Annotated in this window: 14 protein-coding genes; 8 read left to right on the plus strand and 6 right to left on the minus strand. The window is 74.1% G+C overall.

All coding sequences use genetic code 11. The features are described 5' to 3' along the window. Positions 1–44 precede the first annotated feature (44 nt). Positions 45–602 (plus strand): hypothetical protein, encoded by a 558-nt coding sequence (locus Q0858_RS08805; RefSeq protein ID WP_299052852.1) that lies wholly within the window; start codon positions 45–47, stop codon positions 600–602. After that, positions 599–1348 carry a phosphoglyceromutase gene (locus Q0858_RS08810; protein ID WP_299052854.1) on the plus strand — a complete coding sequence of 250 codons (750 nt, stop codon included), beginning with the start codon at positions 599–601 and terminating at the stop codon, positions 1346–1348. Before Q0858_RS08805 ends, Q0858_RS08810 begins: the two co-directional genes overlap by 4 nt. 201 nt (positions 1349–1549) lie before the next feature. On the opposite strand, the gene phoU is transcribed toward Q0858_RS08810, so the two are convergent. Further along, positions 1550–2197, minus strand: coding sequence for a phosphate signaling complex protein PhoU (gene phoU / locus Q0858_RS08815; RefSeq protein WP_299052856.1), 648 nt, complete (start codon positions 2195–2197; stop codon positions 1550–1552). A 143-nt stretch (positions 2198–2340) separates the two neighbouring features. On the opposite strand from phoU, the gene Q0858_RS08820 reads away from it, so the two are divergent. From Q0858_RS08820 to Q0858_RS08830, 3 genes are all read left to right on the plus strand, one after another. Then, positions 2341–3459: an ATP-binding protein gene (locus Q0858_RS08820; protein ID WP_299052858.1), complete on the plus strand. Its 1119-nt coding sequence runs from the start codon at positions 2341–2343 to the stop codon at positions 3457–3459. A gap of 49 nt (positions 3460–3508) precedes the next feature. After that, positions 3509–4192: a response regulator transcription factor gene (locus Q0858_RS08825; protein WP_299052859.1), complete on the plus strand. Its 684-nt coding sequence runs from the start codon at positions 3509–3511 to the stop codon at positions 4190–4192. Between the two features lie 146 nt (positions 4193–4338). After that, positions 4339–5301, plus strand: a complete 963-nt coding sequence (locus tag Q0858_RS08830; protein ID WP_299052861.1) for a DMT family transporter — start codon at positions 4339–4341, stop codon at positions 5299–5301. On the opposite strand, the gene Q0858_RS08835 is transcribed toward Q0858_RS08830, so the two are convergent. From Q0858_RS08835 to mshA, 3 genes are read right to left on the minus strand one after another with little or no spacing between them, the layout of a single operon-like run. After that, positions 5284–5943, minus strand: coding sequence for a maleylpyruvate isomerase N-terminal domain-containing protein (locus Q0858_RS08835; RefSeq protein WP_299052863.1), 660 nt, complete (start codon positions 5941–5943; stop codon positions 5284–5286). The two genes, Q0858_RS08830 and Q0858_RS08835, sit on opposite strands and share 18 nt — an antisense overlap. A 27-nt stretch (positions 5944–5970) precedes the next feature. After that, positions 5971–6510: a YbjN domain-containing protein gene (locus tag Q0858_RS08840; protein WP_299052865.1), complete on the minus strand. Its 540-nt coding sequence runs from the start codon at positions 6508–6510 to the stop codon at positions 5971–5973. Then, positions 6507–7796 (minus strand): D-inositol-3-phosphate glycosyltransferase, encoded by a 1290-nt coding sequence (gene mshA / locus Q0858_RS08845; protein ID WP_299052867.1) that lies wholly within the window; start codon positions 7794–7796, stop codon positions 6507–6509. Before mshA ends, Q0858_RS08840 begins: the two co-directional genes overlap by 4 nt. A 110-nt stretch (positions 7797–7906) precedes the next feature. Here mshA and Q0858_RS08850 point away from each other — a divergent pair, with 110 nt between their 5' ends. The 3 genes from Q0858_RS08850 (at position 7907) to Q0858_RS08860 (ending at position 10221) form a co-directional block, all read left to right on the plus strand. Then, positions 7907–8668 carry an SDR family oxidoreductase gene (locus Q0858_RS08850; protein WP_299052869.1) on the plus strand — a complete coding sequence of 254 codons (762 nt, stop codon included), beginning with the start codon at positions 7907–7909 and terminating at the stop codon, positions 8666–8668. Between the two features lie 102 nt (positions 8669–8770). Beyond that, a complete protein-coding gene (locus tag Q0858_RS08855; RefSeq protein ID WP_299052871.1) occupies positions 8771–9475 on the plus strand; it encodes a hypothetical protein in 705 nt (234 codons plus the stop codon). A 59-nt stretch (positions 9476–9534) separates the two neighbouring features. Next, positions 9535–10221 (plus strand): hypothetical protein, encoded by a 687-nt coding sequence (locus Q0858_RS08860; protein ID WP_299052873.1) that lies wholly within the window; start codon positions 9535–9537, stop codon positions 10219–10221. A 25-nt stretch (positions 10222–10246) separates the two neighbouring features. Here the strand turns inward: Q0858_RS08860 and Q0858_RS08865 are convergent, their stop codons facing one another. Together Q0858_RS08865 and Q0858_RS08870 are read right to left on the minus strand one after the other, a co-directional pair. Continuing rightward, complete coding sequence (locus Q0858_RS08865; protein ID WP_299052874.1) at positions 10247–11629, minus strand: protealysin inhibitor emfourin; 1383 nt, start codon at positions 11627–11629, stop codon at positions 10247–10249. A gap of 44 nt (positions 11630–11673) precedes the next feature. Further along, positions 11674–11967, minus strand: coding sequence for a Dabb family protein (locus Q0858_RS08870; protein WP_299052877.1), 294 nt, complete (start codon positions 11965–11967; stop codon positions 11674–11676). Between the last annotated feature and the right edge of the window lie 100 nt (positions 11968–12067).

Below are 12067 nucleotides of genomic sequence, written 5' to 3' on the forward strand. Positions count from 1 at the left end.
GGCCGCCTGCTCCGGACGCGTCCGCGCGCCGGTAGGCTGCGCTCGTGCCTCAGCCCCAGCGTTCACTGCTCCGGCGAGCCGCGGTCCTCGGCGCGGTCTCCCTCGTCCTGCCGGCCCTCGCGTCGTGCGGCTTCGACGAGAACACCAACATCGTCTACACGCCCGCGGAGGGCACGTTCGACCGCAGTGCGGCCGTCGACGTGCTCGGCGCCGCGATCGTGTCGACCGACGGCAACGGCGAGGGCACCTTCGTCGCCGGGTTCTCCAACGAGACCTCCGAGACCGCCGCGGTGACGGGCATCGGCGGCGACATCACCGCCGAGCTCGCCGAGCCGATCGAGCTCGCGCCGGGCGGCTTCGTGCAGCTCGCGAACGAGGGCGGCGTCCCCGTCACCGGTGACTTCGAGATCGGCGACTTCCTCTCCGTCGACATCGCCTACAGCACCGGCCAGGAGGTCACCTTCGACGTCTCCGTGGTGCCGAACGCCGGCTACTACGAGGGCATCGACGGACCGGTCCCCACGGAGCGGGACGAGTACGACACCGAGGACCTCTACACCCCGGCCGACGAGGTCCTCCCCGGCGAGAGCGAGGGCGAGTGAGCACCGACCGCACGCTGATCCTGCTCCGCCACGGCGAGAGCGACTGGAACGCCAAGAACCTCTTCACCGGCTGGGTCGACGTCGACCTCACCGAGAAGGGCCGCGGCGAGGCCGTCGCCGGCGGGCGCCTGATGAAGGAGTCCGGCCTGCTGCCGGACGTCGTCCACACCTCCCTCCTGCGTCGCGCGATCACCACCTCCGCACTGGCGCTCGACGCGGCCGACCGCCACTGGATCCCGGTGCGCCGCACCTGGCGCCTCAACGAGCGTCACTACGGCGCCCTGCAGGGCAAGGACAAGAAGCAGACGCTCGCCGAGTACGGCGAGGAGCAGTTCATGCAGTGGCGTCGCAGCTTCGACGTCCCGCCGCCGCCGATCGACGCGGACGACGAGTTCAGCCAGGCCGGTGACCCCCGGTACGCCGACCTCGGCGACGAGATGCCCGCCACCGAGTGCCTGGCCGACGTCATCGTCCGCCTGATGCCGTGGTGGAACGGCGACGCCGCCGCCGACCTGCAGCCGGGCCGCACCGTGCTCGTCGCCGCCCACGGCAACAGCCTCCGCGCGATCGTCAAGCACCTCGACGGCATCGGCGACGACGACATCGCCGGCCTCAACATCCCCACCGGCCAGCCGCTGGTCTACCGCCTCGACGACGACCTCGCCCCGCTCGTGACGGGTGGCGAGTACCTCGACCCCGAGGCCGCCGCAGCCGCCGCCGAGGCCGTCGCCAACCAGGGCCGCTGACCGCTCGCCTCGGTTTCCGGGGCGGGGTCCCACCTGTCACTGGTTTCGCCGGCTAGCCCGCGAAACCCCGCCTGGGCTGACGAAGTTTCGTCAGCCCAGTCGGGGTTTCACCAGCCGGCTGGTGAAACCAGAGGCTGCTGAGGCCCCTGGGACGACGCCCAGCGCCCCGCCGTACGACGCCCGTCGGGCGGGGCCGAACCGTCAGGCGACGGGGAAGTCGCCGGTGACGACGAAGACGACGCGGTTGGCGATGCCGACGGCGTGGTCGGCGATGCGCTCGTAGTAGCGGCCGAGCAGGGCGACGTCGACCGCGGCCTCGACGCCGTGGGTCCAGTCCTGGCGGAGCAGCTCGGTGAAGTTGAGGCGACGGAGCTTGTCCATCTCCTCGTCGGTCTCGGCGAGGCGGGCGGCGGCCTGGACGTCGCGGTCGGCGATGACGACGCGCAGGCGTCCGACCATCTCGAGGGCGATCGTGGCCATCCGGGTGATGGTGGGCCGCAGGTCCTCCGGCACGGCGAGGCCGGGCACGCGCAGGCGCGCGACCTTCGCGACGTGCTCGGCGAGGTCGCCCATCCGCTCGAGCTCGCTGACGATCCGCAGCGCGGCGACGATCAGGCGCAGGTCGCCGGCGACCGGCTGCTGCAGGGAGAGCAGGTTGAACGCGTCGTTCTCGACCTTCTCCCGCCGCGAGTCGATCTCGGCGTCGGCGGTGATGACGCGCTCGGCCGTCTCGGCGTCGCCGGTGAGCAGCGCCTCGGTGGCGGTCTGCACGGCGACCTCGACCAGTCGGGTGATCTCGGTCAGGTCGGCGAACACGCCTTCGAGCTCGTCGTAGTAGGCCTCACGCATGCCCACCACCCTAGGCAGGCGTCCGGCGCCGCTTCTGGACGGCGGCGATCCGGACCGTGAACGGGCAGTGAAATCTGGGTCCGTGGCACCCGGGGCCGCCCGGCGGCACCCGCGACCGGCGGGGTCGTCCGTACGATCTGGCCGTGGACCCCACCGCTCAGGCGTTCCTGGCGGCGATCGTCGGTGCGATCGTGGCCGGGTCCACCGTGCTCGCCTGGCACCTCTCCGACAAGCAGCAGACCCGCCGTCCCGAGGTCGCCGAGCCGGCCGTCCCGACCGGCGTCGCCACCGTCCTGTCCGTCCTGCGGAGCAGCGCCGTGGTCGTCGACGAGAACGAGTCGGTGCTCAAGGCGTCGGCGCCGGCGTACGCACTCGGGCTGGTCCGCGGCAACGAGCTGGTCGCCGAGGAGCTCGCCGACCTGGTCCGCGCCGTGCGCCGCGACGGGCAGATCCGCGAGATCGAGATGCAGATGGCCCGCCCGGGCGGTACGCCGGACCGCCACGTCACCGCCCGCGTCGCCCCGCTCGGGTCGCGGCTGGTCCTGGCGCTGGTCGAGGACCGCACCCGCGAGCGCCGCGTCGAGGCCGTACGACGCGACTTCGTCGCCAACGTCAGCCACGAGCTCAAGACCCCGGTCGGCGCCATCCGGCTGCTCGCCGAGGCCGTCGCCGACGCCGCCGACGACCCCGAGGCGGTGAAGCGGTTCGCCGGCCGCATGGGCCACGAGTCCGAGCGCCTCGGCACCCTGGTGCAGCAGATCATCGAGCTCTCCCGCCTGCAGGGCGACGAGCCGCTGGAGATGCCCTCGCGGGTCCCGGTCGACGACGTCGTGGCCACCGCGATCGACACGTCCGCCATCGACGCCGCCGCCCGGCGGATCTCCCTCGTGGCCGGCGGCGACGGGGGCCTGGAGGTGCTCGGCAACGCCGAGCAGATCAGCGTCGCCGTCGGCAACCTGGTCGCCAACGCGGTCGCCTACTCCCGCGAGGGGTCCTCGGTGCTGGTCAGCGCGCGCGCCGACGACGACACCGTCGACGTGTCGATCACCGACCAGGGCATCGGCATCCCGGCCGGCGAGATCGACCGCATCTTCGAGCGCTTCTACCGCGTCGACCCCGCCCGGCACCGCTCCACCGGCGGCACCGGCCTCGGGCTCTCGATCGTCAAGCACGTCGCCGCCACCCACGGCGGCGACGTGAGGGTCTGGTCCGTCGAGGGCCAGGGCTCGACCTTCACGCTGACCCTGCCGCGGGCGTCCTGATCAGGGCCTACGGTGTGACCACGATGAGAAGCAGCAGAGAGGGACGCTCGTGACCAAGGTGCTCGTCGTCGAGGACGAGGAGAGCTACAGCGACGCGCTGGGCTACATGCTCCGCAAGGAGGGCTACGAGGTCGCCATCGCCGCGACCGGCGACGACGCGCTCACCGAGTTCGACCGCAACGGTGCGGACATCGTGCTGCTGGACCTCATGCTCCCCGGCATCCCCGGGACCGAGGTCTGCCGCCGCATCCGCCAGACCTCCAGCGTGCCGGTGATCATGGTCAGCGCGAAGGACGACGAGGTCGACAAGGTGGTCGGCCTCGAGCTCGGCGCCGACGACTACGTCACCAAGCCGTACTCGCCCCGCGAGCTCGTCGCCCGGATCCGGGCCGTCCTGCGCCGCGGCGCAGACGTCGGCGCGGAGGCCGCCAGCGCGACCCTGGAGGCCGGGTCCGTGCGGATGGACGTCGAGCGCCACGTCGTCACCGTCGACGGCTCCGAGCAGCGCCTCCCGCTCAAGGAGTTCGAGCTGCTCGAGATGTTCCTGCGCAACCCCGGCCGGGTGCTCACCCGCGGCCAGCTGATCGACCGCGTCTGGGGCTCCGACTACGTCGGCGACACCAAGACCCTCGACGTCCACGTGAAGCGCCTGCGCGCCAAGCTGGAGAAGGACCCCGGCGACCCCTCGTTCCTCGTCACCGTCCGGGGACTGGGCTACAAGCTGGACGTCTGACGCGAGGCCACACTGACCCCACCGGGTCTCGAGGCTCGTCGCCAGCGCTCCTCGCACCTCGACCACCGGTGGCGGTGACCGGATCTCGACGTACGACGTCCGATACCCGCGCGACGGGCCCGGCGGGCGGGCCCTAGCGTCGAGCCGTGACCACCGTTCCCCCGGTCGAGCCCGGCTGCCCGCCCGAGGAGACCCTCACCGCCCCCGCCGTACGCCGATCCGCCCCGGGCTGGCTGCCGCTCGCGGCCGTCGCGTTCACGCTGCTGGCCTGGGCCTCGGCGTTCGTGGGGATCCGGCACCTGGGCGAGTCGGTCCCGCCCGGGTCGCTGGCCCTGGGGCGGCTGGTGGTGGCGACGGTGGCCCTCGGGGTGCTGCTGCTCGTCTCGCAGCGACGGATCCGGGTCCCCCCGCGCCGGACGTGGGGGCTGATCGCCCTCGGCGGGGTGTCGTGGATCGGGGTCTACAACGTCGCCCTGAACGCCGGGGAGCTCCGGGTGGACGCCGGCACGGCCGCGCTGATCGTCCAGGTCGGGCCGCTGATCGTCGCCCTGCTGGCCACCGTCCTGCTCGGCGAGCGCCTCACCCGCTGGCTGGTCGTCGGGCTGGCGGTCGGCTTCGGCGGCGTCGTCCTCATCGCGCAGGCCTCCTCGGCCGGTCCGAGCGGTGACCTGGTCGGGGTGCTCCTCGTCCTGGTGGCCGCGGTCGGGTTCGCCGTCGGCGTCCTGACCCAGAAGAAGCTGCTGGGCGACCTCGGCGCGCTCGAGGTCACCTTCTGGTTCTACGTCGCCGGCACGGTGGCCTGCCTGCCCTGGACGGCCGAGATGGTCGGCGCCGTCGGCAGCACCTCCGCGGTCGACCTGGGCTGGTGGTTCTACCTCGGGCTGGTGCCGTCGGCGCTGGCCTTCACGACCTGGGCGTACGCGCTGTCCACGTCGGAGGCGGGCACGTTCGCGATGCTGACCTTCCTCGTCCCGTTCATCACGGCACTGATGGCGTGGCTGACCCTCGGGGAGGTCCCGCCGCCCCTCGCGTTCGTCGGCGGGGCGCTCTGCATCGCCGGGGTGCTGCTCACCCGCTACCGACCGCGGGCCTCAGCCGAGCAGGGGTAGCCGGTCCGCTGCGTCGCCCAGCGCCGCGCGCTCGGCGTCGTCCGGCAGGACGCGGCCCGTGCCCAGCAGGGCCACCCGCTCGTCGGGCCACGGGGCCGGGAACGGTGCTGGCGCCAGCACGTCGAGCACGTGGCGGGTCTCGGCCAGCGCCGCGGCGGGCGGGCCGGCGGCGTCCGGCAGGTCGAGGACGAGGTCGAGGTGGTGCACGGAGGCCTCCAGGACCAGCGTCGAGGCGAGGTCGGCGACCGTCAGGACGTGGCCCTGCGTGGCGACGAGGTCCGCCGGGTCGGCGACCGCCACGGCGTGGCCCGCGGCCGGGGCGGTGTCGCGCCACACCGCCAGCAGTGCCCGCTCGCCGTACGCCGCGGCGGCCCGGCGGACGAAGTCGGCGTGCGCCGCCCCGCCATCGCCGCTGGCGGGGTGGAACGCGCTCCAGTAGTCGTACCGGTCCCGGTCGGGTGCCCGTTCCCCCGGGCTCGCCAGGGTGACCAGGGCCCGCTGGGCGTCGAGGAGGAGGTGGAACGTGAGGTCCCGGACGGTCCAGCCCTCCGCGCGGGTGGGCCGGTCCCAGTCGACGGGCGCGAGGCCGTCGAGCACCCCGGTCACCGCGTCGTACGCCGCCGCGAGGACGCCGGGGCTCACCGTCGTGCCCGCGAGGTCACGGCTGCCTCACGAGGGAGGGTCCGGGTCCTCGCCCGCCTCGAGCCAGCCGCGGAACGCCTCGAGGTTGTGGGTGGGCTCGCCGCGCAGGCGGCGCCACTCCCACTCCTTGCGGATCGACGAGGCGAACCCGAGCTCGAGGATCGAGTTGAACGACTCGTCGGCCCACGCCAGCACCGAGCCGAGCAGCCGGTCGAGCTCCTCGGGCGCGGTCGCGAGCAGCGGGAGCCGGCCGTCGAGGTAGATGTCGCCGGTGCGGTCGACCGCGAAGCCGACGCCGTACGTCTTGAGGTTCCGCTCCAGCAGCCAGCGGTGGACGCGGGCGTGGTTCTCGTCGGGGTTGCGGCAGACGAAGGCGTGAACGCCGAGCGCGTGCCGGCCGACGTCGAGGCGCACGGGGGTCTGCAGCTTCTTCTCCCCGGGCAGGGTGATCGAGAAGACGCCGGGTCGGATCTCGGTGTGCTCGACCTCGTTGTCGGCGAGCCAGGTGCGCACGGCCGCCACGGCGGCCTCGTCGGGGAGGTCGCCCTCTACCTCGGGGACGGTCATCGGCCCACCAGGGTGGCGGGACCGCCGTCGAGCTCGCGACGCCGGACCTCGGCCGCGCGGGCGTAGACCTCGAGTGTCCGCTCGGCGGTCTGCTCCCAGCCGAACCCCGCGGTCCAGCGGACGGCGCCCGCGGCGAGCCGCTCGCGCAGCCCGTCCTCGGTGAGCACCCGTCCGATGGCACGCGCCCAGTCGCCGACGTCGTGGCCCTCGACGAGGAGTCCGCTGCGCTCGTGGGCGACCGCGGTGGTCAGCCCGCCGACGGCGGCCGCCACGACGGGGGTCCCGCTGGCCTGCGCCTCGACGGCGACCAGCCCGAACGACTCGTTGTACGACGGCACGGCGACCAGGGTGGCGGCGGCGTACCACTGCGCCAGGTCGGTCTGCGCCATCGGCGGCACGAAGCGGACGACGTCGGACAGGCCCAGCTCGTCGGCCAGCCGGCCCAGGGCCTCGGGCTTCTCCAGGCCGGAGCCGGACGGTCCGCCGACGACCGGGACGACGAGCCGCCCGGCCAGGTCGGGGCGGTCGGCGAGCAGGCGCGCGACGGCCCGCAGCAGCACCTCGGGGCCCTTGAGCGCCTGGATGCGGCCGGCGAACAGCACGACGTGCGCGTCCGGCGGGAGCCCGAGGGCCGCGCGGGCAGCCGTCTGCCCCACGGGGCGGAACACCCCGAGGTCGACGCCGGGGTGGACGACCTCGACGCGACCCGGGTCGGCGTCGTAGCACTCGATGAGCTGCTTGGCCTCCTGGTCGGTGTTCGCGACGAGCATGTCGGCGGCGGCGACGACCTGCTCCTCGCCCAGCACGCGGACGCCCGGCTCGGGGACGTCACCCGCCGCCAGCGCGGCGTTCTTCACCTTCGCCATCGTGTGCATCGAGTGGACCAGGGGGACCCGCCAGCGGTCGCGCGCCAGGGCGCCGACCTGGCCCGACAGCCAGTAGTGGCTGTGGACGACGTCGTAGTGCCCGACCTCCTCGGCGGCCTCCGCCCGGAGCACCTCGCGGGCGAAGGTGCACAGCTGGGCGGGCAGCTCGGTCTTCGTGAGCCCGGCGAACGGACCGGCGACGACGTGACGCACGCGGACGCCGTCCCCGCAGTCGACGACCGCCGGCAGTCGGGAGGACGTGGCGCGCGTGAAGACGTCCACCTCGGTGCCGCGGGCCGCGAGGCGGCGGGCGAGCTCGATGACGTAGACGTTCATCCCGCCGGCGTCGCCGGTGCCGGGCTGGTCCAGCGGCGAGGTGTGCAGGCTGATCATGGCGACCCGCCGGGGGTGCGAGCGCATCCGACCTCCGTCCTTCGGGCTCGTCTGCAGGGGATCTCGGCCCGACCTGGCACAACTGATGACCCGTGCCCAGGATTCCCTGCCCGCACGCCCGAGGCAGAATCGGCCCCATGACCACCTCCTCCTCCTCCCGTCCCCTGGCCGTCGTGACGGGCGCCAGCAGCGGCATCGGCGCCGCCACCGCCCGCCACCTCGCCGCCGCCGGGTTCCACGTCGTCTGCGCCGCCCGTCGGGCCGACCGCATCGCTGACCTCGCCGCCGAGATCGACGGGACGGCCGTGACCTGCGACGTCACCGACGCCACGCAGGTCGCCGCGCTCGCCGAGACCGTCGGCGACTCCCTCGACGTGCTGGTCAACAACGCGGGCGGCGCGTTCGGCTCCAGCCCCGTCGCCGAGGCGGACGCCGAGCAGTGGCGCGCGATGTACGAGGTCAACGTCGTCGGCCTCATGCAGGTCACCAAGGCCCTCCTGCCGGCGCTGAAGGCGACCGGCGCTGGGATCATCTGCAACGTCGGGTCCACCGCCGGCCGCATCGCCTACGAGGGCGGCGCCGGCTACACCGCGGCCAAGCACGGCACCCAGGTCGTCACCGAGACGCTGCGCCTCGAGCTGTGGGACCAGCCCGTCCGCGTCACCGAGATCGCCCCCGGCATGGTCCAGACCGACGAGTTCTCCCTCGTCCGCTTCGGCGGCGACCAGGAGAAGGCCGACAAGGTGTACGCCGGCGTCAAGGAGCCCCTCGTCGCGGACGACGTCGCCGAGGCGATCACCTGGATGGTCACGCGGCCGTCCCACGTCAACGTCGACGAGCTGGTCATCCGCCCCCGCGCCCAGGCCGCGCAGCACAAGGTGTTCCGCGAGGAGTCCTGACCCCACGCCACCCCGCGCCAGGGGTCTGCACCGACCTGCAGACCCCTGGACACGGCGGCCGCGATCGGCGAGGTTCCTCCCACACCACGATCGGGGGATCCCATGCGACACCGCGCGCTGCTCGCCACCACCGCCCTGCTGCTCGGAGCGCTCGCCGTCGGGCCGACCGCGACAGCCGACGCGCCCGACCGGCCGCCGCGTACGCAGGGCAGCGCTGAGGACCCGAGGGGTGACGCCTCCGGTGGCCCGCGCTGGCGCCACCCCCGGGCGGACCTCACCGGGGTCGCGTACAAGATGCCCCTGGCCCGCCAGGGCCGCCTCCTGCAGATCCGCGCAGACTTCGTGCGGTTCGGCTTCGGCAACGAGCCCCGACCGGAGGTGCCGATCGGCGGAGCGCCGTCGCAGCAGGTCAAGACGATCCTCGACGGTCCGGGCGCGCGGGACTGGGCGATCACCGTCTACAACACCGAACGCGCACCCCGCGTCGTCTACCTCGGCACGCCCTCCGGCAAGCCGCGCAGGGTGAACTGGGAGGGCGCCTTCATCATCTCGGGCGGGGCCAGGGGCGGACCGGGCGGGATGGTCCTCGGGATCACCACCGAGTGGCTGCGCGGCCCCGACCGGCTCGACCTGACGTCGACGGGCATCTCCGGTGAGGCCACCGACGCCGCCCGCACCGTGGAGCGGCTCAACTCGCGGTACTCCGGCCCGACCGGTCGCCAGGCCATGACTCGCGGCGCCGACGGCTGCACCAGGCTGGACGACGGCCGGACCCGCTGCACCTGGACGAACGGTGGCCTCGGGTGACACGACGCCGTCCCGTCCGCCCGGGCAACCTCTCACCCGCTCACGACGTCAGGACCTGTATGAGGACCTCACCGCTCGTCGCCGTCGCCACCCTCGTCGCGGGCTCGCTGCTCGCGGCCTCCACCACCGCCGTCGCGGCTCCGGCCGACAACCCGCCGCCCCGCACGAGCGCGTCGGTGAGCGACCCGGCGTACGACACGACGGGGACGGACCCGAACCGTCGCTCGCGCGCCGACGTGCGGAAGGTCGGCTACCAGATGCCACTGCCGCGCAACGAGCGGCTGCTCAGCATCGCGGCGACGATCCGTCGCGTGGGCCTCGACGACAGCCCGGCCGACGACCCGATGCAGCAGGTCAAGACGATCGTCGACGGACCCGGGGACCGGGACTTCGCCGTCACCTTCTACAACGGTCCCCGCTCCCCGCGGGTCGTCTCCCTGGCGGGGGACCGACCGCGCCGCATCTCCGTCGCCGGCGCGGCCTGGGGAGTCGGGCCGGGCCGCGACGGCTCGCTGGACCTGACGATCACCACCGAGTGGCTCCGCACCGGAGACCGTGCGGACTTCACCGCCACCGGCATCTCCCGGCGCGCGGAGGACCGCACCCGGACGGCGCCGCGCCTGAACACGAAGTACGCCGGGCGTTACTCCCCGGGCGCCGACGAGCGCCGCGGTGGCGGCACGTACGCCGACCCCGCCTGCACCACCGCCGACGGCGCGCTGAGCTGCTCCTACGGCTCCCTCTGACGGATCGCGCCGCGGCGGCGGTGGCTCAGACGCCGCCGTCGCGGTGACGACCGGGCAGCAGCAGCCCGGCGAGGCTGCGGAGGTCGTCGGTGAGCGCGTGCTCCGGCAGCTCGACGCGCTCGCCGGCCGGGTCGGTGAAGGCGTAGACGAAGCCGTCGGCAACCGAGGACGGCGCCGGGGCCTGGGCCCGGGCGGCCGGCAGGTCGATGCGGTCCCACAGCGCCAGCACGTCGCCGGCCCGGGGGTCGTCCGCGGCGTCGAGGTCGATCTCGCCCTGCTCGACCATGCCGGCGAACCCGCCGGACCGGGTGACCCGGAGCGGCCCGCGCTGCCGGTCACCCCGGCCGTCACCGCCGCCGCCCGCGCCGCCGGCCGGGCTGACGCCCACCTGGCGCCAGGCCTCGCGGACGGCGTCCGCCTGCGCCCCGGCGGCGCCGATCGTGGCGGCGGCGAACCCGGCGAAGTCCGTGCGCGCCCCCACCTCGCCGGTGAGCGCGGCGTACCAGATCGCACCCGCGCCCTCCCAGCTGTTCCCGCCGATCGCCGTCGCCGCGAGGTGGAACGCGCGGTTGGGGATCCCGGAGTTGAGGTGGACGCCGCCGTTGTCGTCCTGGGTCACCACGAAGTCGTCCATGTGGCCGACCTGCGGGTCCTTGCCCAGCGCCGGGTCGTCGTACGCCGTGCCCGGGTTCGCCATGTCGCGCAGCGCCCGCGCCTGGACCCCGGGCAGGAACAGCTCGCGTCCGATCAGCCAGTCCGCCTGCTCCGCGGTCTCCCCGCGCTCACGCTGCACCAGGCAGGCGGCGAAGACGTCGCAGACCGACTCGTTGAGCGCGCCCGACTGGTCGGCGTACACGAGGTCGGCGGTGTACTGCACGACCGCGTGGGAGAACTCGTGGGCGACCACGTCGAGCGAGCGGGTGAAGCGGCCGAAGACCTCCCCGTCGCCGTCGCCGAACACGAGCTGGGTGCCGTCCCAGAAGGCGTTGACGTAGTCCTGGCCGTAGTGGACGGTCGCGACCACCGGGGCGCCGCGGTCGTCGAAGGAGTCGCGGCCGTACGCCGTCCGGAACAGGTCGAGGCTCTGCTCGAGGCCCCGGGCGGCCTCGTCGACGGCGTCGTCCCCCGTCGCGGGCTCGCCGGCGCGACGCGCCCGCCGACCGGGCAGCTCGGTGCCACCGGCGGCGTCGTGCACGGTCCACGCCGCCCCGGGGGCGACGCGCATCGCGGCGTGGACCGCCTCCCCGACCGGCGTCTCGCGCCGACGCAGGCGGATGCGGTCGTCGACCACGAGCGACGCCTCGAGCCGCGCCGAGACCTCGGGGCGGTTCGCGGCGAGCTGCCGGAGCAGCTGCGGCGGGACGAACGAGCAGGCTCCGCGGCGGTGCGGGGCGACGTGGGTGACCATGGACCCACCCTCGCCCCGAGGACCGACAGTGTCGAGGGCTCGGCTCAGGGCAGGCGGAACTGGATGCGCCGGATCTCGCTCGAGATCGGCGCGAAAAGCTCGCGGCGGATGCGGTTGTGCTCCTCGTCGAGGTCGTAGCGCCGGTAGGCGTCCTCGTCGGCGAAGTCGACCGTCAGCGAGTACGACGCGTTGCCCTCCCGCAGGCCCAGGTCCTGCCCGGCGACGATGCCCAGCGGCTCGCCGTCCAGCTCCAGGTCGCGCAGCGCCTGCAGCGCCGCCTCGACCTGCTCGGCGTCCACGCCGTCCCTCACGACACCCACCACCACGTTGCGGATCACGGCACCATCCTGCCGTGACCCCGCTCACGCCCAGGTCGCCGGAGCGTCGCGGAATGGGGTCCGGCAGGGTCTGCCACCTAGGGTGGACGGGGCCCAGACG

This window comes from uncultured Nocardioides sp. (assembly GCF_947489365.1).
In the GTDB taxonomy this organism is placed as follows: Bacteria; Actinomycetota; Actinomycetes; order Propionibacteriales; family Nocardioidaceae; genus Nocardioides.

What these genes read in the sequence shown, in the direction of transcription:
- Q0858_RS08850 (WP_299052869.1), top strand. Translation starts at nt 7,907, where the DNA reads ATGACCACCTCCTCCTCCTCCCGTCCCCTGGCCGTCGTGACGGGCGCC.
- Q0858_RS08840 (WP_299052865.1), bottom strand. Translation starts at nt 6,510, where the DNA reads ATGACCGTCCCCGAGGTAGAGGGCGACCTCCCCGACGAGGCCGCCGTG.
- phoU (WP_299052856.1), bottom strand. Translation starts at nt 2,197, where the DNA reads ATGCGTGAGGCCTACTACGACGAGCTCGAAGGCGTGTTCGCCGACCTG.
- Q0858_RS08865 (WP_299052874.1), bottom strand. Translation starts at nt 11,629, where the DNA reads ATGGTCACCCACGTCGCCCCGCACCGCCGCGGAGCCTGCTCGTTCGTC.
- mshA (WP_299052867.1), bottom strand. Translation starts at nt 7,796, where the DNA reads ATGCGCTCGCACCCCCGGCGGGTCGCCATGATCAGCCTGCACACCTCG.
- Q0858_RS08860 (WP_299052873.1), top strand. Translation starts at nt 9,535, where the DNA reads ATGAGGACCTCACCGCTCGTCGCCGTCGCCACCCTCGTCGCGGGCTCG.
- Q0858_RS08855 (WP_299052871.1), top strand. Translation starts at nt 8,771, where the DNA reads ATGCGACACCGCGCGCTGCTCGCCACCACCGCCCTGCTGCTCGGAGCG.